The organism is Undibacterium sp. KW1 (assembly GCF_009937955.1).
Classification (GTDB): domain Bacteria; phylum Pseudomonadota; class Gammaproteobacteria; order Burkholderiales; family Burkholderiaceae_D; genus Undibacterium.
In genome coordinates this window covers 58549-83500 of sequence record NZ_AP018440.1, presented here as the reverse complement: position 1 = coordinate 83500, position 24952 = coordinate 58549, and the positions used below count along the sequence as shown (strand labels likewise).

1 protein-coding gene is annotated in these 24952 nt (G+C 50.9%); it reads right to left on the bottom strand.

The features are described from left to right. Positions 1–12: 12 nt before the first annotated feature. Entirely contained in the window at positions 13–24678 is a 24666-nt protein-coding gene (locus UNDKW_RS29740; RefSeq protein ID WP_162062193.1) for a LysM peptidoglycan-binding domain-containing protein, read from the bottom strand. Positions 24679–24952: the final 274 nt, after the last annotated feature.

Below are 24952 nucleotides of genomic sequence, written 5' to 3'. Positions count from 1 at the left end.
GAATCTCGGTACTCAATGGCACATTTTGGGATGAATACCCTCCGTCTTTATGCACTTGTACGACAGATTCAAGGTAATGGTAGCGCGTGTCTCCATTATCAAGTTCCTCTTTGGCAGAATATTCAATGTTCTCGACTCCTGCCCCCTTCTTAGTGAAGTATCCGCATCTGGTATTTTTGAAGGAACGGTTCGCAAATTTTCGTTATGCTCAACCACAGGACCATCGAAAGTTTTTTTGGCGTTTGTGTCGACAAAGATGATAGTGCCCATTTTCCCGTTAAAGGGTAAGTCATTGGTGCTAAGATTCTCTTCGTTAGAATAACCTATGCTCCTGTTTATTTTCATGTGGCCATCTGAAAATAGAACTCGATTACCAGGAAGTATTGCTACATCACCTCGCTTAGGCAGTATTTTTTCCAATTCATCAATCGATATGCCATCGCTACCCAGTGGCCCGCGTTTAGCTTCGCGTACAGTGTCATTGAACATATCGACACTACTATACGAGATTGATTTATTAACTTTGATACTGACACTACCACCACCAGCCACGTCAATGTCAGGCATTGAGTTCAATAAACTATCAATACTTGGCCCGCTATAGCCGCTGTTTTCAGAGGGCTTCTCCAAAACTGTATTATTTATGTACCCCTTATTTGGCGATGTATTTTTGCTCTGATTCGTCAACGCAGTCTGCCCCAACGCTTGGGCCATCGCGGCATCGCGCATGTCTTCATCGTGTTGAAGTTGAAGTTCTCTTTGTTCTGCCTCATCTTTCTTGCGCAATTCCTCCATCCCCGTCTCCACAATCCCATTGCCCAGCGAACTGGCAAAGGAATTCAAGACGATCTGGGTCAGATCGACACGGCCATTCTGGTAAGCATTGGCAGCGACACCAGAGGCGATGCTGCTGATGGTGGCGCGGGCAAGTTTGCCACCCCAGTCAGTGAAGGTGCTGTTAAAGAGTTTGTCGCCCATGATGCCATTGGCAGCAGAACTGGCTACGCTACCTATACCTGCGGCTGCCACACCTTTCCAGTCGAACTCTTGTTGCCAGTGGGCTACAACTGCAATTTTTTGGGTAATTGCATTACCAGCCATGGTGCGGCCCGCAACGTTGGCGGCGCGTGCGAATGCGTCTGTGTTGGAAACAGGACCTAATACACCACCCACACCTGCGGTGATGCCTGCTGCAAGCCCTGCCAAGCCAACCTGCTTCCAGCTAAACTCCATATCGGGATTGATGGCTCTACCTACGAGCTGGCTGGCCACTGAGCCTGCGGCTCCGGCAACGAAAGCGGTGCCTGCGGTGGTCAGGACTGCACCGAGAGAGCCAACAGTGGTGACTGCTGTCAGCCCAACGCCTCCAGCGACTGACGCTGCAACACTGCTTGCGCCAACCACGCCACCTGTCAAGACGCTGGCCCCTCCTGCCAGAACCTGCATGAAGTTGCCTGCGACTCCTGCCATTGTTCCGGCTGAATAGGCTGCCACAACAACGGCGACGACAATCATGATGATTTTGGTGACTGTCGCGCAATTCCCCTGCCCTGGCGCCGCCAGGTTAGGCATCTTGCTACCCTCAATCTCACTGGCGTTATAAACCTTGAAGCGGTTGCTGTCGATGCGCCCCGTCTGTGCAGTATTGGGGATGGTAATAACGCTGCCATCGACGAGGCTGCTGTCGGCAGTTAATCCATTGGCATCCGCAATGAGGTACCACAAGCTGCTGGTGCCATACACGGCGCTGGCGATGCCTTGCAGGGTGTCGCCTGTCCTGATGGTGTAGTGGCTGACGGCACCGGGGTGGGCGTCGTCAAGCATCTGGAACAGGGCGTAGTTGCCGGTGTCGATCTTGCTCTGGTTTTTGCCTTCGGCATCTGTCCCGGTCTGGGCCTGGATGTTGCCGTTGGTGTAGTGGTATTCCATCCGCTCTACACCGTGTTTGCCGTCATCGTGGATTTTGCTGATGATCTGGTTGTCGGCGTTATAGATGTAACTGGTAAGTTCTTGGCGGTCTTTGCCATCGCCTTTGCCCTGGTTGACGATGACGAGCTGGTGGTCGGCGTTATAGACCATGATGCTGCTGCCGTTGGCGTCGCCATAGGCGCGGATGCGGTTTTCTTGTCCGGTGGCGTCGATATCGTGCAGGTACTGGTAGGTTTTGTTGACCTTGTCGTCAATCATGTGGAGGCTGCTGGCTAACAGGTGGCCTGCGGCGTCGTATTGATTGGCGGTTTCTTGCATGCTGGCTTTGGGGGTGCCGGTGTTTTCATCAACGCGGGTCCAAAGGACCTGGCCGGTCTGGTCGTAGCGGCTGCGGGTGAGTTTGACGACCTGGCCGTTTTTGAATTCACCATGCATGGTGATGTTGCCTGCGTTGTCGTAGTCCCATTGCTGGCTGGTGCCATCGGTGCTGCTGGCACCGATGACGCGGTTGTGGTTGTCGTAGCCGTAGGTGGTGGTGACGCCGCCTACGGTGCTGGTCTTGCGGTTGCCCGCAGCGTCATAGGTGAGGCTGACTTCGCCATCGGCGGTGATGGTGCTGGTGAGGCGGTCGGCAGCATCATAGACGCTGATGTGGTCGGCGCTGGCACCACCACCGCTGCCATAGACGCGGGTGCGGTTGCCAACGGCGTCGTATTGCATGCTTTCTGTGACGCCGTTGATGACGTCGCTCCAGCCGGTGAGGCGGCCTAGGGCGTCGTAGTCGTTGCGCACATCGCGGTCATGGGCCTGGCCCTGGGCGTCGCGCTGGCTGTGGACTTTTTCCTGGGTCCGCTGGCCGTTGAGGTTGTAGCCGTAGTCAGTTTGCGTACCGGTGGCGTAGTCGGTGACCTGGATGAGGTGACCGGCGTTGTCATAGCGTTTTTCTATGTTCTGGCCTTCGCTACCTGTCTGTTTGATCTGGCGGCCTTGTTCGTCGTAGGTATAGACGGTGGTATGCCCTGCCTGGTCTGTACGGCGGATCAGGCGGGCAAAACCGTCGTACTCGTAGGTGGTGCCTTTGCCGTTACCATCGACCTCTGCTTTGAGGTTGCCGTAGGTGTCATAGCTGCGGTAGGTAGTGACTGCTTGTGGCAGTGCCTGGTCTTTGAGTTGTTTCCATTCTGTGACGCTGGTGACGCGGCCATATTCGTCATAGGTGGTTCGACGGCGGTGGCCGTTGGCGGCGGTGGCGTCGCCTACATCATGCTGGGCGATGCGCTGGCCCCAGGTGTCGAGTTCGAAGACGGTATCGCCTTGTTGCAGGACATGGTCACGCTGGTCGTAACGCAGGTCGGTGGTGTTGGCATTGCCATCGATCTGGCGGATGGTGCGGCCAAAGGCGTCGTGCTGGTATTGCTGGCTGAGGCCAGTGCCGTCGGTAGTTTTATCGACCTGACCACTTTGGTCGTAGTGACGGTAGCTGGTGTGGCCGTTTTCATCGGTGGTGGCAACCAGGCGGTTCTGGGCGTCGTAGTGGAAGGTCTTGGTGTGACCCAAGGCGTCGGTCTGGCTGGCGAGGCGGCCTGCTTCGTCGTATGTTGCAGTGCTGGTGTTGCCTGTGGCATCGGTCTGGCTGTTGACGTTGCCTGCGTAGTCGTAGCCTTGGCGGGTGACGCTGCGCTGGGTGGTCTGAACGGGGCTACCGCCGACGATGGTGGTGGCGGTGAAGACGTCGCTGTAGCTGGCGTCCTGGCGGCCAAGTGCATCGTAGTGGGCGTAGCTGGTGGAGACGGCATTGCCACCTTCTGTGACGGTGACGTCGGTTTCTACGGCATGGCCGTCGGCATCGACACCAAAGTTGCGCCAGACGTGGTCGTCGCTGCTGCTGCCGACCAAGGCGTTCATGGCGTTGTAGCGGTTATCGCGGTAGTAACCGGCAACACCGGGGACGATATCTTGTTTGCCGCTGCCCTGGCCGGTGGCGCTGGTGGCGACGACCATGGTGTCCATGAATTCTGCCGCTGGGCGCACGTTGAGGCTGCCGCCATTGAAACGGCCATTGCTCATGACGAGGCCGGTGATGGCGGCACCTGTCTCTACTGCGAGCACGGTTTCGCTATTGGCCTGGTGGTTGCTGGTGAGGTTGGTGTTGGCCTTGTACCAATCGACGATGACTTCATGGCCGAGCGCATCTCGGTACCAGACTTTGTAGTTGATGGCTTTGGCTGGTAATGGGATGTGTTCTATGAGGCCTTTGTAACCACCGCCATATTGTTCCATGACGATGTCGTTGGCAAAGGTAAGGCCACCGGTGGCGGCATCGTTCCAGGAGAAATGCAAACCTGTGGCCATGCGGCTGCTGTCGCTAGGCGGCAGGATGGTGTAGAGGTTGAGGTCGTAGCCTTTGTGGACGAAGTAGCCTTTGTCTTCGCCATTGACGAAGTTGGGAACCCATTCCATCCATTTGCTGCTGCTGATACCGGTCTGGTTCTGGTCTTCGTTGTGGTTGGTGTAGTAGATGCCTACACTGCTGCTGTTGACGGCCAGCGGCAGGTGGGCGATGACGCGGTCATCTACACCTGGGTTGCCCGGGTCGTTGGCGACGGGGGCACTGCCTTTGATGCGTTCTGTTGGTACTGGCTGGCCTTTGACGATGATGACTTGTGAATCGCCATCTGGTGGGGCTGACCAGGCAACGGTGTTGTACACAGTGGTATTGGCGGTGTTGCCTGTCATTTTGTAGATCATGTGATCGACGATGACTTCTTTGCCGTCTTTATCGACGCCTTCGATCACGATTTCATATTCAACACCGGCGTTCATGGCCTTGGTGTCACCTAATACGAGGTGGTACTGGCCATTGTCGAGGGTATTGCCGGTAGAGGCAAACGGGTCGGTATTGACGCCTTTTTTATAGACGCGCCATTTGGCTGTCAACAAACTGATGTTGGTGGCACCCAGCGGTTGCATCTGGCTGTCGAACTTGAGCAGCAGGCCTTTGTCGGTGACGACTTCTGAGAGCGTGTTGACGCTGCCCTGGCGTTTGGCCGGGGCTTCAAAGCTTTGTTCGGTACTGGCAAAGGCGACGCCGTTGGCATTGGCCCAACCGAGGCGGAATGCCAGGGTATTGGGGTCCAGCCCTGCTGGCAGTATGCCTTCGTAATAACCGTCGCCTGTGGCGTTCATGGTCACGCCGGTATTGGTTGCACCGTGCGGGCCGTAGATCAGGGTTGGGGTATTGATGCCGGGACCAAAGCGTGCCTTGACGTGAACCTGGCCATACAGATCGACACTGGCCTTGACGTCTTGTACTTCTGGCGGCATTTCCAGCTTGATTTCTTCGCTATAGGCGAGATTGCCTGCCTTGTCTTGTGTGACCACACGGTAGTAGGTGGTGCTGTTATAGGCTGGGCGTGGAACGCTGCTGTAGCCATCTTGCGAAGTGCCATTGACGGTGAGCCCGGACTTGCCGGTATAGCCATCCAGCGTGGCGTGCGAAACGCTGTCCCACACGACGTAGGATGGGATGCGCAAATCGCTCAGGTGGTAGCTGATATTGAGGGTGGTACTCAAGGCATCGCTGAGGCTGGCGTGGACATTGGTGGCGGCAATGGCTTCGCTGGCGCGCTCACCAGTGACACTATGGGTGACATTGCCAGCGGCATCATAGGCCTGGCGCGAGCCTGTGCCGTCAGGGCCGACGATATGGGTGACGCGATTGGCGGCATCATATTGTGAGCGGGTTACATGGCCATTGTCGTCAAGCAGAGTACGGTTGCCCATGGCATCGTACTGATAGTTCTTGGTATAGGCGCTGGTGAAGACGATATTAAAGCTCTCTGCGTCTTTGACAGAAGCACTGGCCTGGTTGATTGCTTCTGCCTCGCTAGTAACCTGACCACGCGCGTCATAGGTATAACGGGTAGCCTTGTCGCCAGGGTTGGAGGCGACGAGTGCCAGCAATGCAGTGGTGTTAGCTGCAACACTGGCCAGGTCTGCGCTGCGTGGTATGGCTGTGACGTAGCTGAGCTTGGCTTGCAGACGGTTTTGGTCGTCGTAGCTATACAGTGTCAGCGCGCGGCCCAGGCTGACGCTGGCGATGCGGCGGTTGCGGCTGTCATAGTAATTGTATTCACTCTGCTCTACGCTGCTGCCAGCACCAACGGTTTTTTGCACCAGGTTGCCGCTCTTGTCGTAACGGTAGCGGGTGATGGTGATGTCACTGGTTTCTGTATGGCTGTCCTGGTCCATCAGCAGGCTGGCTGGTGAACGTTGTTCTACCAGACGGTTGGCTGCATCATAGACATAGTTGCTGATGGCGACCTTGCCACCCACTGCCACAGGTATCTTGGCCGGGTCAAACTTGCTGAGGTCAATTGCTGCGGTATACATGCGTTTTTGCAGCAGGTTACCGCTCTTGTCATAGTCAAAGCGGGTCAGATAACCAAGGGCATCCACCTGGGCGATGAGGCGGCCAACGGCGTCGTAATAGCCATAGGTATGGCTGCCATTGACGGCGACGGATTCAATGACATTGCCTGCGGCGTCATAACGTGCTGTTTCTTCTGGCCTTTCCAGGTTCTGGCTGGCCGTGGGGTTGCTGGTGGCGCTATTGCCCAGATGGGTGATGATGACTTGCGGGTAGAGCTTGCGCACCTGTCTGCCCATCTGGTCAAACTCAAAACCATAGAGGCGCATTTCGCCTGCCGGTGCGACCGGGCGAGCTGCCGGGTCTTGTGCTGACTTGTCCAGGCGTGTCATGTACATGCGTTCGCCGATTTTGTCGCCAAAGGCGTCATAGTCAAACTCATGCAGGACATTGTCGGTATCAAGCTGGGCAATCAGGCGATTGTCGCGGTCATAGTAATTGGTGGTTTTAAAGCCAGCCGCATTGGTGACCTGGATGACATTGCCCACGGCATCGTATTGCATGGTGGTCAGGCCATTGCTGGTGCCGTAACCGCTTTCAAGTTCAAACTTGCCTACGCTGTCGTAAGTGACACTGGTGCGATGGTTATTGGCATCATAGGTATAGGTCTTGTGACCGTCCTTGCCGTATTCACTGGTGACGTTGCCGTTGATGTCGTAGTCAAAGGACTGCAAGATTGTGCCGGATGCATCCTTGACTTGCTTTAGCCTGCCCATGGCGTCATATTGCATGGTGGTCAGGCGGCCTTCGCCGTCACGACTTTCCAGGACATTGCCAAGATCATCGACTTTCTGGGTCTGGGTGATGGCTATGCCACTAGGGTCGAGCGTGGTGCTGACGAGGTGGCCATCAAGATCATAGGCATTGCGGCTGAGCTTGATGACTTCGCCTGCTTTCTGGAGTTGCTCTGTGATGACGCGCCCTGCCCCATCATAGGTGTAGGAAGCGGTCACGCCGTCTGCTGTGGTCTTGCTCAGCAGGCGGCCATTATTGTCATAGCTGTAGCTGGTGTTGCGCTTGACGGCGGTATCGACAAAGTTTTTATCAAGTACCTTGTTACCTGCGCCGTCATTGACGAACTCGCTGCGGACATGGTCTGCAGTGGTCTGGGCGATGACGTGGTTGTTTTTATCGTATTCAATAACAACGCTGCGGTCCATGGCTTGCTGGGCAGCCTGCGGCACCTGGCCAAGATTGATGCCACCAGTGTAGCGGGCGGCGTACTGGGTCATGCCGGTACGGTTATTCGCTGTGTCGTACTGGTAACTGGTCAGGTAGCCTTCGGCATCAAGGCTGGCGACCATGCGTTTATCGGCGTCATACCAGAAGTAGCTGGTGTTGCCTTTAACGTCTTTGACACTGTTGCGGTTACCGTTTTTGTCGTAGGTATATTCAGTGCGTTTGCCAGCATTGTCTATGCTGGCGATTTCCCTGCCATCGACATCGTATTCATGCTTGATGGTTTGTGTACCATTGGTGGTGCTGATTTCATTGCCGAGCACATCAAACTCGTGCTTGATGAGGCTGACACCAGCAATAGTTTGCTGTATCAATCGGCCATTGGCATCGTAATCATAGGTAGTAGTGACTGCCGGGCCAGTGCGGTTCTTGCGTGTTTCACTCGCTGGCTTGGTGGTGTGTTGTTCGCCATAGGTGTAGATGGTTTCTGCACCTTCTGGGCTGACGATCTTGATGACGCGGTCAGCACCGTCATAGGTATAGGTCGTAGTGGCGGGACGTGTATTGCTGGCTTCGGTAACGCTGGTGCGGTTGCCACGGGCGTCATAGCCATAGGTGGTGACATTGCCCTCACCATCTGTGCTGCTGATGAGACGGTTGAGCTTGTCATACACAGCTGTATGGGTAGATGGTTTGGACAGCGCTGATTTGTCGGCATCGCTGAGTGCTGGAACAGGCGCCGGAGTTGGGGCATTTGCAGGCGCTGCCGGAGTAGCAACAAAGTTGCCGCCTGTGATGCTGAGCTTGTTGTCGAACAGGTCATAGCCGATGACGGTCTGATAGCCTTCGCCATCTATCGTGGAAATGACACGGTCTTTTTTGTCATAGCCATAGCTTACCGTGCGGGCGTCGCTGCCATCTGCCTTGCCTGTAGTTGTACTGACCAGGTTGCCGGCAATATTGTAGTTGTTGCTGGTGAACTTGGCAGTTTCTGTTTGCACTGTCAGCAGGTGATTGCTGATGTCGAATGTCTGCTGCGTCAGGTGACCTTCGGCATCGCGAATCTGTACTCGGTTGCCACGGCCATCAACGACAAAGCTGGTGCTGAAGCCCATGGGGTCAGTAATGCTGGTGAGTTGCTTGTCGAGGTTATAGCTGTAGCTGGTGGTACGTTCTTTGCCTGCCGTGCCTTTTGCTTCGGTGCTGCTGATGAGGTTGCCGGCACCATCATAGACATAAGTGGTCTTGACGTGGGCATTGTCGGTACTGCTATCGACGTTATGATTGGCATCATAGTGGAAGGTCTGTTCACTGATAGTGCTGCCATTGACCTCGGCAATGCTGATACGGTTACCCAGCGCATCATAGGCAATGGCTGTCTTGCGGTTGCCTATGGTCAGGTTGGTGCTGAGGACGAGCTGGTTTTCTGCATCGTAGGAGTAGATGAATTTCTGCTCTTCTGCCAAGCCTGCAGCAACGGTTTGCCTGATCTTGTTGCCATTGGCGTCGTATTCAAACAGGCTGATGTGACCCAGTGGGTTAGTCGATTTAACCAGATTGTGGACAGCATCATAGACATTGGTGGTGACGCGGTCACCATCGGTTGTAACGAGCAGGTTGTCAACAGCGTCGTATTGATAGCTGGTGACTTTGCCGAGCACATCGATATCAGTGACTTTACGGTTCAGCAAGTCATAGCTGCTGCTGGAATGACGCTCTTGCGCGGTACCGATGAATTGGCCGACGCTGACGCGGTTACCAAGTTCGTCATAGCCAAAGCTGCTGATGGCGCCGTTGATGTCGGTCATGCCGGTCATCTGATAGACGGTGTCGTAGCGGTAGCTTTGGGTGTAAGCGACATCCCCTGCCCCACCGGCGGCAATACTGGTATGGCCGGTTTTGCTGGTGAGATTATTGACCAGATCGTAAGCGAAGGTGGTCAGGTAACCTTCAGCAGACTTTTCTGATGCACGGCGATTGACTGCATCGTAGGTGTAGGTAGTGGTGGCGTATTTGCCATTCTTGTCTATCTGCTGGCTGCTTTGCAAGACATTGCCAACGGCATCCAGAACGAAGTTTGTGGCATAGCCATTACCGTCGGTCAAGCCGGTGCGTTGGCCAGCGCGGTTGTAGCGGTATTCAACGGTGAATCCGCCACGGCTTTGACGCACTTCATTGCCGCTTTGGTCGTAAGCATGGGTAGTGGCATTGCTATTGCGGTCAGTTGCACTGATCAGTCTGTCATTCGCATCGTAGCTATTGCTTGCGACGCCATGACGCGCATCTGTCGTGCTGAGCAGATTGTCTTTGGCGTCGTAGGTATATTGGGTGACAAATTCAAGTGCATCTGTCTGTTTGATCAGACGGTTTTTAGCGTCATAGTCGTATACGATACTATTACCAAGTGCATCTGTCTTGGTGATGAGATTGCCAACTTTGTCATTGACATAGGTGGTGACGCCGCCCATGGCATCAGTCTCGCTGACTTTCTGGTTGGCGGCATTGTAAGCCCAACTGGTTTTGGCCGCTTTGCTACTGCCTGAGGCCTCGGTACGGCTGATCATGGTGCCTATGCCGTCGTAGGCAAAGGCGGTAATGATGCCGTTGGCTGCCGTAGAGCTGATCATGCGGTTATTGGCATCGTAGGCATAGCCGGTGGCATTGCCTAAAGCATCAGTGACTTTGCTGCGGTTGCCGACTGCATCGTATTCCAGTGTATTAGTGGCACCGACGGCATTGGTTTGAGTCGTCATGCGATTGACGGCATCATAAGCCATTGTAGTGGCGTGACCATTTGCGTCGGTGACACTGAGGACATTACCTACTGCATCATAGCTTTGGCTGCTGGTATGGCCCTCACCATCGGTGTGTTGAATCTGGCGGTTGACGGCGTCATAGGCATAGCCCTCGGACTGATCCAGGGCTGCATTGCCGGTAACGCTGATGACCGTTTTGCCATCCCAGTTGGCAACTGCAAACTTGTTGGCGAAATGTGTTAGCGATGCGAGGTTGCCTGCCTGGTCATAGTGACGGCTGACAACATAACCCTCGGCATCGACACTGGCAACCAGTTGATTGACGGCATCGTACTGGAAATAATTGCTGTGCTGATTGGCGTCGGTGACTTTAATGCGGTTACCTACGGCATCATAGCTGTATTGGGTCATGCCACTGAGGGCATCGGTGACTGTGAACAGGCGGTTATTACTATCGTAGCCGTATTTGGTGACATTACCGTTCTGGTCTGTCATCTTGCTGCGGTTACCTACGGCATCGTATTCAAATGCGACTACATAACCCAGCGCATCTGTCTGGGTAATGAGACGATTGACCTTGTCGTAAGCGTAACTGACGGTATGGCCGTTTTCATCTGTCGTGCTGACGCGGTTGCCTGCGGCATCGTAGGTGTAGCCTGCGGTCTTGCCCAGTGCATCTGTACGGCTGACGAGGCGGTCAACGGCATCATAGGTGAAGCTGGTGGCGTGACCGTTTGCATCAGTGATCTTGCTGCGGTTGCCGACGGCATCGTATTCGTAGGCGGTGATGTGGTTCAATGCATCTTTTTCGCTGGTCAGGCGATAAATAGCATCGTACACGTAGCTGGTGGCATGGCCATTGGCGTCTGTCAGTTTGATACGGTGGCCTTCGGCATCAAGCTCATACGAGGTGATATTGCCGAGTGCATCAGTCTGGCTGATGAGGCGGTCATCTGCATCATAAGCATAGCTGGTGGCATGGCCATTGCCATCAATAAATTTAGTGCGATTGCCGACGGCATCGTACTCCAGGCTGGTGACTTGACCGAGTGCATCTGTCTGACTGATGAGGCGGTCATTAGCATCGTATGCAAAAATGGTGGCATGCTTGTTGGCATCTGTGGTCTTGATACGGTTACCAACAGCATCGTAGGCATAGCTGGTGAGCTGGCCGACGCCATCGACCTGACCTGTCAGGCGGTTGGCGAGATCGTAGATGAAAGTAGTTTCATGACCATTCTTGTCGGTGATCTTGCTGCGATTGCCGACGGCATCGTAATTATAAGTTGTGAATTTACCTAATGCGTCAGTCTCTATTGCCAGACGGTTGAGTGCATCATAGGCATATTTGGTGACATTCAGATTAGGGTCAGTAACTTTGACGCGGTTGCCGACAGCGTCGTATTCAATACTGGTGACTTTACCAAGAGCGTCGGTTTCGCTGATGATGCGGTTATCGGCATCAAAGCCCCAAGTGGTGGTGTGACCATTTTTATCTGTGAGTGCAGTCCTGTTGCCAGCAGCATCATAGGCATAAGAGGTCAGCTTGTTCAGTGCATCTTTTTCACTGAGGACACGGTTGACTGCGTCATAGGTGTAAGTAAGGGCATTGCCGTTTTTATCCGTGATTTTGGTGCGATTACCGACGGCATCATAGGCGTAGACCGTGATGAAACCCATTGGGTCTGTTTCACTGGTGAGACGGTAGATGTCGTCATACTTGTAAGTGGTGACATGGCCATTGGCATCAGTGCGCTTGGTCAGCTTGCCTACTTTGTTGTATTCATAAGAAGTGACATGACCCAACGGGTCTGTATCACTGACCAGGCGGTCGTCAGCATCATAGACGTAGATAGTGAAATGACCATTGGCGTCAGTGATTTTGCTACGATTGCCGACTGCATCGTATTCAAGAGTACTGACATTGCCGAGCGCATCCGTCTGTGTGAGTAGGCGGTTATTAGCGTCGTAGCTGTAGCTTGTGATGCCACCATTGGCATCGGTAGCCTTGATGCGATTACCTACATCATCATAGGCATAGGTGCTTATTTCACCAAGGGCATTGGTGACTTTTGTGAGACGATTGAGTAAGTCGTAGCCATAGATGGTGACGTTATTGTTCCTGTCTGTGACTTTGCTGCGGTTACCGACAGCATCATAGTTATAGACGATGGTATTACCGTAGGCATCTTTTTCACCTGCAAGACGATTGTCTGCGTCGTAGCTGAAGGTGGTGACATTGAGATTGGGGTCAGTTACGGTGATGCGGTTACCGGCTGCGTCATAGCCATAGGAAGTGACATTGCCGAGTGCATCTGTTTGCGTGACCAGGCGGTTGGCGGCGTTGTAGCCATAGCTGGTAGCGTGGCCATTGGCGTCAGTGACTTTACTGCGGTTGCCAACTGCATCGTATTCTATGGTGGTGACATTGCCCAGCGCATCGGTCTGGCTGACCAGACGGTCATCGGCATCATACGCAAAAATGGTGACATTGCCATGAGCATCAGTGCGCTTGGTACGTTTGCCGACTGAATCATATTCATAGGCAGTAACATAGCCCAGCGGATCTGTTTCACTGGTGAGGCGGTCATCAGCGTCATAGATATAGGTTGTGGAGTGACCATTGGCATCTGTCGCTTTAGTGCGGTTGCCAACTGCATCATAGGCGTAGCTGGTGATTTTACCCAGCGCATCCGTTTCGCTGACAAGACGATTATCGGCGTCATAGGCATAGGTTGTGGCATGGCCATTGGCGTCTATGGCCTTTGTGCGTTTGCCGACGGCATCGTATTCAAATGTCGTGATTTTGCCCAGAGCATCTTGCTGGTTGACCATGCGGTTGGCAGCATCATATCCAAATGTCGTGACAGCGCCACGGGCATCGGTTTTGGTGATGAGGTTGCCTTGCTTATCATAAGCATAGGATGTTACAGCGCCAACGCCATCAGTTTCGCTGATGAGCTGGTTGGCTTTATCAAAGGAAAATTTGACTGCGTGTCCATTTGCGTCGGTGACCTTGACGCGATTGCCTACTTCGTCATAGGCATAACTGGTGACATTGCCCAGGGCATCTTTTGCAGTACTCAGGCGGTTATCTGCATCATAAGTATATGTCGTGACGTGCAGGTTGGCATCTGTCATGGTGATGCGGTTACCAACGGCGTCGTAGTCGTAGCTGGTGATATTACCCAGCGCGTCTTTTTCTGTCACCAGGCGATTATCGGCATCATAGGTAAAGCTGGTTTCATGGCCATTGGCGTCGGTGCGTTTGGTGAGTTTACCTACCGCATCATAGACGTAAGATGTCACGAAACCCATGGGATCAGTTTCACTCAACAGGCGGTTGACTGCGTCATAGACGTAGGTCGTGGCATGTCCGTTGGCGTCTGTGCGTTTAGTGAGTTTGCCTACGCCATCGTATTCATAAGCTGTGACCTGCCCCAGTGCATCGGTTTCACTGATGAGTCTGTCGTCAGCATCAAATACGTAGGTCGTGGCATGGCCATTGGCATCGGTGAACTTGGCGCGATTGCCAACGGCATCATAAATGTAACCGGTAATGTCACCCAGGGCATCTGTCTGACTGCTGAGGCGGTTGTCGGCATCATAGACGTAGGTAGTGACATTGCCGTTGGCATCGGTCATTTTGGTACGGTTACCAACAGCATCGTAGTCGAAGGTCTTGAAATTACCCAGGCCATCTGTCTGCTTAATCAGGTGGTTGGCGGCATCATAGGTGAAACCGGTGACGTGCCCTATTCCTTCATTACGGCTGATCAGCAAACCTATACCGTCATAAGTGAGGTAGCTACTGTTACCCAAGGCATCGGTGACACTGGCAAGACGATTGACACCATCATAGGTATAGCTGGTGCTGTGGCCGTTGGCGTCGGTCATCTTGATACGGTTGCCACCATCATTGTAGGCATAGGTCGTGATTTTGCCTAATGCATCGGTCTGGCTGATGAGTCGGTTTTCTGCATCATAGGCAAAGTTGGTGGCATGATTGTTAGCGTCTGTCACCTTGGTACAGTTGCCAACGGCGTCGTAGCCATAGGCTGTGATATTGCCTAGCGCATCTTTTTCTGATGTCAGGCGATTGTCGGCGTCGTAGGTATAGGTCGTTGCATGACCATTGGCATCTGTTACTTTGGTGCGGTTACCGACGGCATCGTAGGCAAAGGCAGTGACCAGAGCGAGCGGATCAGTCTTGCTGAGCAGGCGATAAATGGCATCGTAAGCATAAGTCGTTGCATGACCATTGGCGTCTGTGCGCTTGGTCAAAGTCCCTACTTTGTCGTATTCATAACTGGTGATATGGCCCAACGCATCAGTTTCGCTGACAAGGCGATCATCGGCATCGTAGATGTAAGTAGTGCTGTGCAAATTGGCGTCGGTGACCTTGGTCCGGTTGCCAACGGCATCATAGACATAGCTGGTGACCTTGCTCAGCGCGTCAGTCATGCTGGTGACGCGGTTATCAGCATCATAGACATAGGTAGTGGCATGGTTATTGCCATCCGTCACCTTGATGCGGTTACCTACATTGTCATAGACATAGCTGGTAGTAGCACCTGTACCATCTGTCTCGCTACTTACGCGGTTCAGCAAGTCGTAGGCAAAGCTGGTGACATGCAGATTCCTGTCGGTAATGGTGGCACGGTTGCCAACGGCATCATAAGTATAGGACGTGACTTTGCCGAAAGGATCTGTCTCACTAATCAGGCGGTCATTGGCGTCATAGGCATACGTGGTTGCATGCAAATTCGCATCTGTGCGCTTGATACGATTGCCGACCGCATCATATGCGTAGCTCGTGACATTGCCCAAAGCATCTGTCTCAGTGAGCAAACGGTTTTCAGCATCATAGGTGTAGCTGGTAGCGTGGCCATTGGCATCGGTGACTTTGCTACGGTTACCCAGAGCATCGTATTCTATGGTGGTAACGTGACCCAGCGCATTGGTCTGACTGATGACGCGATTATCGGCATCGTAGGCATAAGTGGTGGCATTACCATTGGCATCCGTCACCTTGGTGCGCTTGCCTACTGCATCGTACTCATAGGCTGTGACGAAGCCCATAGGGTCAGTTTCACTGACCAGGCGATCATCTGCGTCATAGACGAAGGTGGTGACATGGCCGTTGGCATCTGTGGTTTTGGTACGGTTACCTTCGGCATCATATTCATAGGCAGTGATCTTGCCTAGAGCATCAGTTTCGCTGGCAACACGGTTGTTCGCATCATAGACGTAAGTTATCGCATTGCCGTTCGCATCGGTCAATTTAACGCGGTTACCGGCTGCATCGTAATCTACACGGCTGATTTTACCCAATGCATCTGTCTGCGCGATAAGGCGATTGGCGGCATCGTAAGTGTAAGTGGTGGTAGCTAATCTGGCGTTGGTGCTGCTGATACGATTACCTACAGCGTCATAGATAAAACTGGTGACCTTACCCAAGGCATCGGTCTGGGTGACCATACGGTTGAGTTTGTCGTAGGTGGCAGTACGGACATGTGCGTTGGCGTCCGTACTGCTGAGTTGGTTACCGACTGCATCATAAGTGTAGCTGGTGACATTGCCAAGTGTGTCCGTCTGAGCAACGAGGCGATTGAGCTTGTCATAGGCAAAACTGCTGACATTGCCCTTGGCATCAGTGACTGTGCTGCGGTTACCGTTGGCATCATAGCTGATTGCAGTGACATTGCCGAGCGCATCAGTTTCCGAGCTGATGCGGTTATTGGCATCGTAAGTGTAAAGCGTGGCGTGACCGTTTTTGTCTGTCACCTTGCTGCGATTATTGACGGCGTCGTACTCATAGGCAGTAACAAAGCCCATAGGGTCAGTTTCGCTGACAAGACGGTCATCGGCATCATAGACATAAGTCGTGGTGTGGCCATTTCTGTCTGTATATGTAGTGCGGTTACCAACGGCGTCGTAGGCATAGGACGTGATTTGGCCCAGCGCATCTTTTTCACTAGCAAGGCGATTAGCTGCATCGTAGGTATAGCTTGTGACATGGCCGTTAGGGTCGGTCAGTTTTGTGAGCTTACCAATTGCGTCGTAGGCATAGGTAGTCACATTGCCATCTGCATCTGTCAGGCTGGTGAGCTGGTCATCAGCATCATAGACGTACAATGTGGCATGGCCATTTTTGTCGGTCACTTTGACGCGATTGCCCTTGGCGTCATAGGCGTAGCTGATTACCTTGTTGTAGGCATCGGTTTCACTGATGAGGTGGTTTGCAAGATCATAAGCATAGCTGGTAGTGACACCATTGGCATCAATGCTGCTGATACGGTTACCGACGGCATCATAGGTGAAGCTGGTGATTTTGCCGTATGCATCAGTGCTACTGATGAGGCGGTTGAGCTTGTCGTAACTGTAGCTGGTGGTGTTACCTCTGGCATCGGTACTGGTGATGCGGTTACCCATGGCATCATAGGTATACGTGCTGATCTTGCCGAGTGCATCTTTTTCAGTCAGGAGTTGGTTGTTGACATCATAGGTGTAGCTGACTGCATGGCCATTGGCATCCGTGACCTTGCTGCGATTACCGAAGGCATCATATTCGATAGTGGTGACATGGCCCAGTGCGTCTGTCTGACTGGTGACGCGATTCATGCCATCATAAGTGTAGCTGGTCGCATGAGCATTGGCATCAATGACTTTGCTGCGATTGCCTATGCTGTCGTATTCGTAGCTGGTGATGTGACCCAACGCGTCTTGTTCGCTGACCAGTCGATTGTCAGCGTCATAGCTGTAGGTGGTCGCGTGACCATTGCCATCGATGACTTTGCTGCTATTGCCAACTTTATCGTACTCGATGACTGTGGATTGATTCAGTGCGTCCCTGATACTCGTGAGACGATTGTCAGCATCATAGATGTAGGTGATAGCGTGTCCATTTGCGTCGGTCAGCAAGGTGCGGTTACCGGCAGCATCATAGGTGTAAGACGTAACGTTGTTTAGCGCATCAGTCTCTGCCACGACACGGTTGAGGCCATCATACGTATAAGTGGTGGCATTGCCATTCTTGTCGGTGATCTTGGTGCGATTGCCAGCAGCATCATAAGTAAAGACCGTTGTCTTTGACAATGCATCGGTCACGACCTTGATGCGATTGAGCGCATCATAGCTATAACTGGTGAGATTACCGTTGGCATTCGTCATCGTCAGGCGATTGCCAATATTATCGTAGGTGTATGACGTCGTATTGCCGAGCGCATCAACTGTCTTGGTCAAGCGATTGTGGTCATCGTAAGTATTACTGGTAATGACGATGCCGTTGGTGTTGATTTCCTTGAGCAGGTTACCCACATTGTCGTAGGTATAGCTGGTGGTGAAACCAAGTGCATCCGTTTTTTTGGTGATGCGGTTATCGGCATCGTATTCATACAGCGTCGTAAAGCCGTTTTTGTTGGTGACTGCGGTGAGGTTACCAACTTTGTCATAGGCATAGCTTTCGTTAAAACCAAGTGCAGACGTCAGCTTGCTGAGTTGATGCTTGCCGTTGTACTCGTAGCTGACGGTATTGCCATTGCGGTCTGTGACCGTTGCACGATTGCCCACGCTGTCATAGGTGTAGGTTTCTGCTACGCCCAAGGCGTCGACTGTTTTGTTCAGACGATTATCAGCATCGTAGTAATAGCTGGTGGTATTGCCATTACCGTCAGTTTTGCTACTGATATTGCCTACGGCATTGTAGTTCTGGCTTTGTACATTACCAAGCGCATCAGTGGTGCTGGTGAGCTGGTTGTTGGCGTCGTAGACGTAGGTGGTGACTTTGCCATTGGCATCTGTCATTTTAGTGAGATTGCCTACTCCGTCGTATTCGTAGCTGATTTTATTGCCAAGTGCATCCGTCTTGCTAGTCAAACGGTTTTTGTCATCGTAGGCATAGGTAGTGGCTTGATTTTTTTCATCATAGGATGCGATCTTATTGCCAGCAGCATCATATGTATTTTTTGCCCATACATAATCATGACCATGCATGGTCACCTTGCCAGAGGTATTGACAATATCGTCTACAATATTGCCATTGGCATCAGTGGTGCTTATTACGGTTTGGTCTCGTTCATAGCCATAATTCCTGTAGCTGTAGGTTGTTACCTTGCCGAGAGCATCCGTTTTGCTGACCAGACGGTGGCCAGTATCGTAGGTATAACTGGTCGTACCGCCGTTTGCATCGATTACTGAGGCAAGGCTTCCACCTGCATCATAGGCGTATGTCTCGATTCCACCAAGTTCATCGATATGGCTGGTAACACGATTAGCTGCATCATAGGTCGTTTTTTGGACAAAGCCCTTGGCATCCTTTATTTCTGTGCGATTGCCAACATTATCATAGGTATAGCTGGTCTTGTTACCCAGCGCATCGGTGACGGAAATGAGCCTGTGTTCTGCATCGTAGTCATACTTCGTGACCTGGTTCAACGCGTCGGTGACTAATGTACGATTACCTGCGGCATCATAGCTGTATTGCGTTACTTTCCCAAGTGCATCAGTTTGGCTGACAAGGCGGCTATCGCCATCGTAAGCAAACTGGGTCACATGGCCGTTCTCGTCCGTGATGCTGGTACGGTTACCCATGACATCGTAGGCGTACAGTCTGGTGTAACCCAGTGCATCTGTTTCTTTTGTCAGGTGATTCAGGGCATCATAGGTATAGGTCGTGACACGACCCATGGTATCTGTAGATTTGATCAGATTGCCGACGGCATCGTAAGAATATGTTTTTGCGACACCGTTATTGAGCTCATCCTTTTCTGTCAGTAACCGTCCATTTTTATCGTAAGTGTAGGAGATGCGAGAATTTCTTCTGGCTATGTAGACCGAGGTTCGGTTTCTGGCGTCATCCAGCGTGTATTGCAGATCACCTTCCCGGAGGGACGTATTGTCATAAATCCGAGTGAGTTGAGCTGGCGTATCGTAGTTGTATTCTCGCTGAACAGTTACCCCATTTTCACTTGAGCTAATGAGGTTATTCATTACATCGTAAGAAAACGATTTTATCTGCCCTAATGCATTGGTTTCTTTGATCAGACGATTTGCCTTGTCATACTCATAGAGCGTGACATTACCATTCTCATCCTTCTGCGAGGTCCTGTTTCCATTCAGATCGTAGACATAGACCTTGCTCTTGCCAAGAGCATTTATCTCGGCGGTCAGTCGGTTTGCCGCATCAAACTCGAAGCGTTTGATATTACCCAATCCATCAGTCACGCTTGTGCGGTTATGATTTGCGTCATAGCCATAGCGGGTGATATTACCAACAGCATCTGTAACCTGGACCAATTGGCTATCAGCATCATAGCCATAGAGAATTTTTGAGCCATTCGCCAACGTTGCACTGATGCGATTACCCGCCGCATCGTAAGCATATTGCGTTTTATTACCTAATGGATCCGTCTCTTGCACAAGCAGATTGGCCGCATTGTAAGCATAGCTCTTTGTATTACCTCGTGCGTCGGTTTCGGTCAGTCGATTGCCCACAGCATCATAGGTATAGCGGGTGACATTACCCTCTGGATCGATCTGTGAAGTAAGTCTGTTCGCGGAATCATATGTATACTTGGTAGTCAGATTACCTGGCTGCGTCGCACTCAGACGATTACCAGAGGCATCATATGTATAAATACGATTGCCAAAGGGAACAGACTCTGAAGTCATTCGCCCGGCTGCATCATAAGAATGATTTGTCAGGCCACCAGACCAATCTCTCTCAGTTGTTAAATGTCCATATGTATCCCAGAAATTGGTACGGACACGGCCCAGTGGGTCTGTTACTGTCTGTACGCGGTGCGCAACGTCGTAGGTGTATTTGGTAACCTGCCCATTTCCATCGGTTGCCGTAATACGGTTACCACCGACGTCGTAGGTGTACTTCAATACGACACCTAGCGGACTCGTTTGCTCAAGCAATCGGCTATCTTTGTCGTACTTATAGGTGGTCGTTTTTCCCAGCCCATCCGTACTACTGATTTTGTTGCCTATGCCATCGTAAACATTGCTACTGACGTTACCAAGAGCATCCGTGGTACTAAGCAAACGATTCGCTGCGTCATAGGAATACGTCGTGACGTGTCCATTGCCATCGGTAACGTGAATAACATTGCCGACACCGTCATACTCATAGGCTGTAGTTAATGCCAGACCATCAGGATCTTTGATTTCCTGTATGCGCTGTCCCTGATCGTTATACACATATTTTACGGAGGTAGCCAAAACACCTCCCTGGCTACGCTTGACTGTCAGTTCCCTGCCCTTAGCATCATGCGTGTATTCAGTCTGCAGATTCAAACCGGTTGGATCGACAGTTACTTTGGCAATGTTTCCATTGAGGTCGTATTCATTCTGCGTAACGACTCCGCTAGCATCGGTAGTAGTGCTGACGCGACCTTGCGCATCGTATGTATAACTGGTCTTGAGTTTGAGCCCGTTCGGATCAAAGATTTTTGTCAGGACACGGTTTTCTGTGTCATACGTAAACTGAGTGATCACACCGGCGTTGTCCGTCGTTTGTATGACGCGGTCAGCATTGTCGTAATAATTACGGACAAGTTTGTTAGCATGTTCAGTCAATGCATAATCTATGCTGCCGTCGTTTCTGTAGGTGTAATACTCTGCATTACCAACAGGATCGTCAACCATGAAAACCAGTCCAGATCCGTTGTAGGTGGTTTTCGTTGACAAGCCTTCAGGCGTAGTCATAATCATACTATGCTCAACATCGTTGTAGCGGTAGATAGTTGAATGACCTAAAGCATCTTTGACCTCCAGTGTGCGGCTAAAGGCATCATAAGACATGGTCTTTTGCGCATTGTTACCATCCGTCGTGACGATTAAGCGACCATCTCTGTCATATTGATTGGTAACTGTTTGGCCGTTTCCATCTGTCACTGCCGTAACGCGACCAAATGCATCAAATTGCGTGGATTGAGTTGATACTGTCGGGCCAGCACCTGCAGTATCGGCAATTTTAAAACCACGATGATCATATTGGTAGGCATGAGTCTCCAGCACCACATTGCCTGCAATGAGATTTTCGCGCGCGAGCTGACCAAATGCGTTGTAGACATAGGCTGTTTTGTTTCCCATGGCATCAAAGGCGTTTTTGATTTGTCCGCGCAGATTGTATTCAGTTTGTTTTAGTGAGTCATGCAAGGGGTCTGCTGTACCGCTCAGCTTTGCCTGCAGAGCAGAATTACTACCACCGACCAATCCTGCAGTATCTATGCGATTCGCTAGTTTTGTCGTTGCAATGACTTCACCAAAACTGTTATAACGAACTGTTTCAACCTCGCCCAAGCTATTGACGGTATGAGTGCGGCGACCAGCCTCGTCATAAAAATACAGAGTCGTGGCACCCGTAGCTACATTTCGGGAACGCGCGAGGTAGCCATTGGCATCGTATTCATAAGTGGTCTGGTATTTTTGCCAGGTCGCTTCGTCATAAATGGAGTAGCCACTTTTCGCATCGTAATCAGAAATTGATAACGCCCCAATGCCGACAATTTCTGCAATTTTTCTACCCAAAAGATCATAGCGAACTGCCATATTGCCAGTCGAATTACCAGCATTCTGTGACAAAACCAAACGCCCCAATTCATCGTATTTATAAAACTTGGCATTTTTTTGGGTAGCTGTTTCTTGAATGAGCAGATGATCGGCACGGTATCCATATTGCTCGACCTTATCCTGACTATTTGTCAGCGGCCGCAATTGATCCAAGGTACTGCCAGGCGTGTAGTTGCTGACCTTGTTTGCATATCGCGTCATTTGCGATTTATTACCGTCCATATCATAACCATACTCTGTCAGGTAATTTTCACCATCGAGAGTTGCCAGGATTTGTCCCGTTGCATTATAAAAGGTCTTATTACTGATATCTGATGTTGACGTTTGTGGCAAGAGCTGCGCAAGGCTACCAGTTGCTCTCAGCGTAGTATTTGTTGCCCGTGCATATTTTATTGTCTCAACAGTTCTCCCCAAAGTATCAAGGACATTTTGGGTGAGGTAGCCCTCTGCATCAAGAACAGCAGTCTGCTTGCCGTCATTGTCGTAGAAATACCTGGTCAGCCTGTCTTCAGTTGAAGTCAGAATATGCAGATCGTTTGCACTCAACTGAACAGGCAGACTCCCCGCATCAATGGCATTGGCATAAGACAATTTCCCAATCAAATGCGAATTACTGTCGAACATCTGCTGAGTGACATAACCTAATTCATCAACCGAATAAATCTCGCGATTATCCTTGTCATATACTTTACGTATTATCCTGTCCTCATTTGATGATGCTGGCCTGATTTGATCCAGGCTAGGGTGTAAAGGTGCTCCATTTACATCTGCCAGCAAACTGGTGTCGACAATGTATGCGTAATGAATGGATTTGATCAGATTGCCAGTAGCGTCAAAGATCTTTTCGGTCAAGCTGCCAAAGCCGTTAATTTCACCAACTTGCCTTCCCACCGCATCATAAAGATAATGCGTACGTACTCCGTGTGTATCTTGCGCAGTTAACAAACGGCCATCGGCATCAAAGAAGTTTTTGGCTTGCGCAAGGACGGCATTGCTTGTCGAGTCACTTTGAATGACGTTGATCAAATTGCCCGCAGTGTCATAAACAGAGCTTGTTGCCAGACCATTCGGCAATTTCGTGATTATCGTGCGATTGGCATCATCGTATTGATTGAGGGTAATGGCCCCCATTTTATTACTGCTCAGTAAACGACCCAGACTATCGTATGTGAAGTACGAGTACCGACCATATAATGATGGATTGCCCTCTTGCAGCAATTTTCCATGCTGATCGTATGAGCTATACCAGTAATCGTAGCCACCATATGAATAAATCGGAGAACCATCGCTATTGAGGTTTTTAAAGGTAGTTGTAGTCTGTACCTGCCCACGATAATCGTAATAATATTGAGTTAAGCCAGCCTTAGAATAGTCTTGAGTTGCGGCCCATGCGACCATTTCTGCTTCTGTCGGCGCACTCTGATTTAGGCTGCTGACGTCATAGGCAGCAGTACCATAGGAATACTTCCTGTCAACAAAACCTTGCCATGTGTAACGGTACTCAACGACTCTGCCTTCCGCACTAATGCTGAAGCGCAAATGATTTTTTGTGTCATAGACATAGCGACTTGCTGCCGGAGCGGGACCTGAGCCAGGCGTTGCAACGGTCTCGAGTAATAACTGATTCCTGCCATCATAAACGCGAGTGACGGTGTTTCCCAATGCATCTTTACGTTCGATCTGATTGCCATTAGCGTCATAAGTCATTGAGGTGATGTTGCCATTACCATCAATGATTTGGGTCACATTGCCCTTGTCATCATAGGTATAACGAGTTTCAGAACGAACACCATTAACAGCGGGACTCTGCACTTTAGTGAGCTGCCCATCTACGTCATAAAAATAGCTGGTCAGATAACCTAGAGGGTCAATCAGATCAGTGCGACCAGAAGCCGGATCGTAATTAAGGGTCGTGACGTTGCCCTGGGCATCCGTCATTGTGGCGATTTTGTACTTATCACCGACCTGTACATACGTAAAACTCTGCACGCTGCCGTCGGTCTGGCTAATGCTGGCGACACGTGTGCTATCACCATCATAGGTATAAATAGTTTCGTATTTATTGGCGACGCCGTTTGTCGTCGTACCGAGATCAAGCGTCACCTTGGTCAAACGATTCAAATTGTCATAGGTGTACTTAGTCGTGTTTTCTGCATAGCCGTAGGCATTTGTGCGTAAGCTGACTAAGTTTTTGCCTACGTAGTCCATGTAGACGGCGTCACCAGTACCATCCGTGATAGTCGTAATTAATTTGTCGGCGTTGTAAGTGAATCTCGTTAGATAACCAACCGGATCGGCAATAGTCGTTATCAAACCCTGGTCATTGTAGGACTCAACTTGTAGAGTGTCGCTATCCCGCCATTCCCAGGTAGAGTCACCTTTGAAAGTCAAATTGTCATAAGCACCGCCGCCGTCAGTACTGACATAGAGACTTTTGGTGACATCATACGTGTACAGTTGCTTACTTCCATCGCCGTCTATGCGGATAACCGTGCTACCAGCAGTATTAATGACTCCACTTTGCAACGCCACCGACTTATAGACGCCAATGCGCCAGTTGTCGTCATTATCTCCATCATTCAATTGTCCCTGGCTGTTATAGGTGCGCAGTATTGATAGATCGATACCATTCGACACCAGAAACTCCTCCTGGCGCTGAATCAGCAAATTGCCATTGGCAGCATTGAGGTAAACATTGTCATTGTTCGCCCCTGCCCTAGCATTTCCTGACGATCCCCGGTTACCCAAAGTCGAGAGGGAAGTATTTTGCAAACCAAGTCCACTGCCGGTAACAATCGATGACATATCTTTTCCTAAATTTCGAAATATTTTTCCAAATGCAAAACATACTGTGATGTTCGTTCTGAGGTAATAGTCCAAAGATTTAGAAATTTGTTTAGGTGAAATCGAAAATAATTTGCATATCCGTTGATTATTTTGATATTTATTAATTTTTATGCCGAATATAAGTAATTAGACAAATAATTACAGAATAAATAGCGGCATCTAAATTTCAAAAAATGCTACTCCTTAATTTGCTTAGAGATCAAAACTGCTGGAATTATTCTGAAAGAAGCCT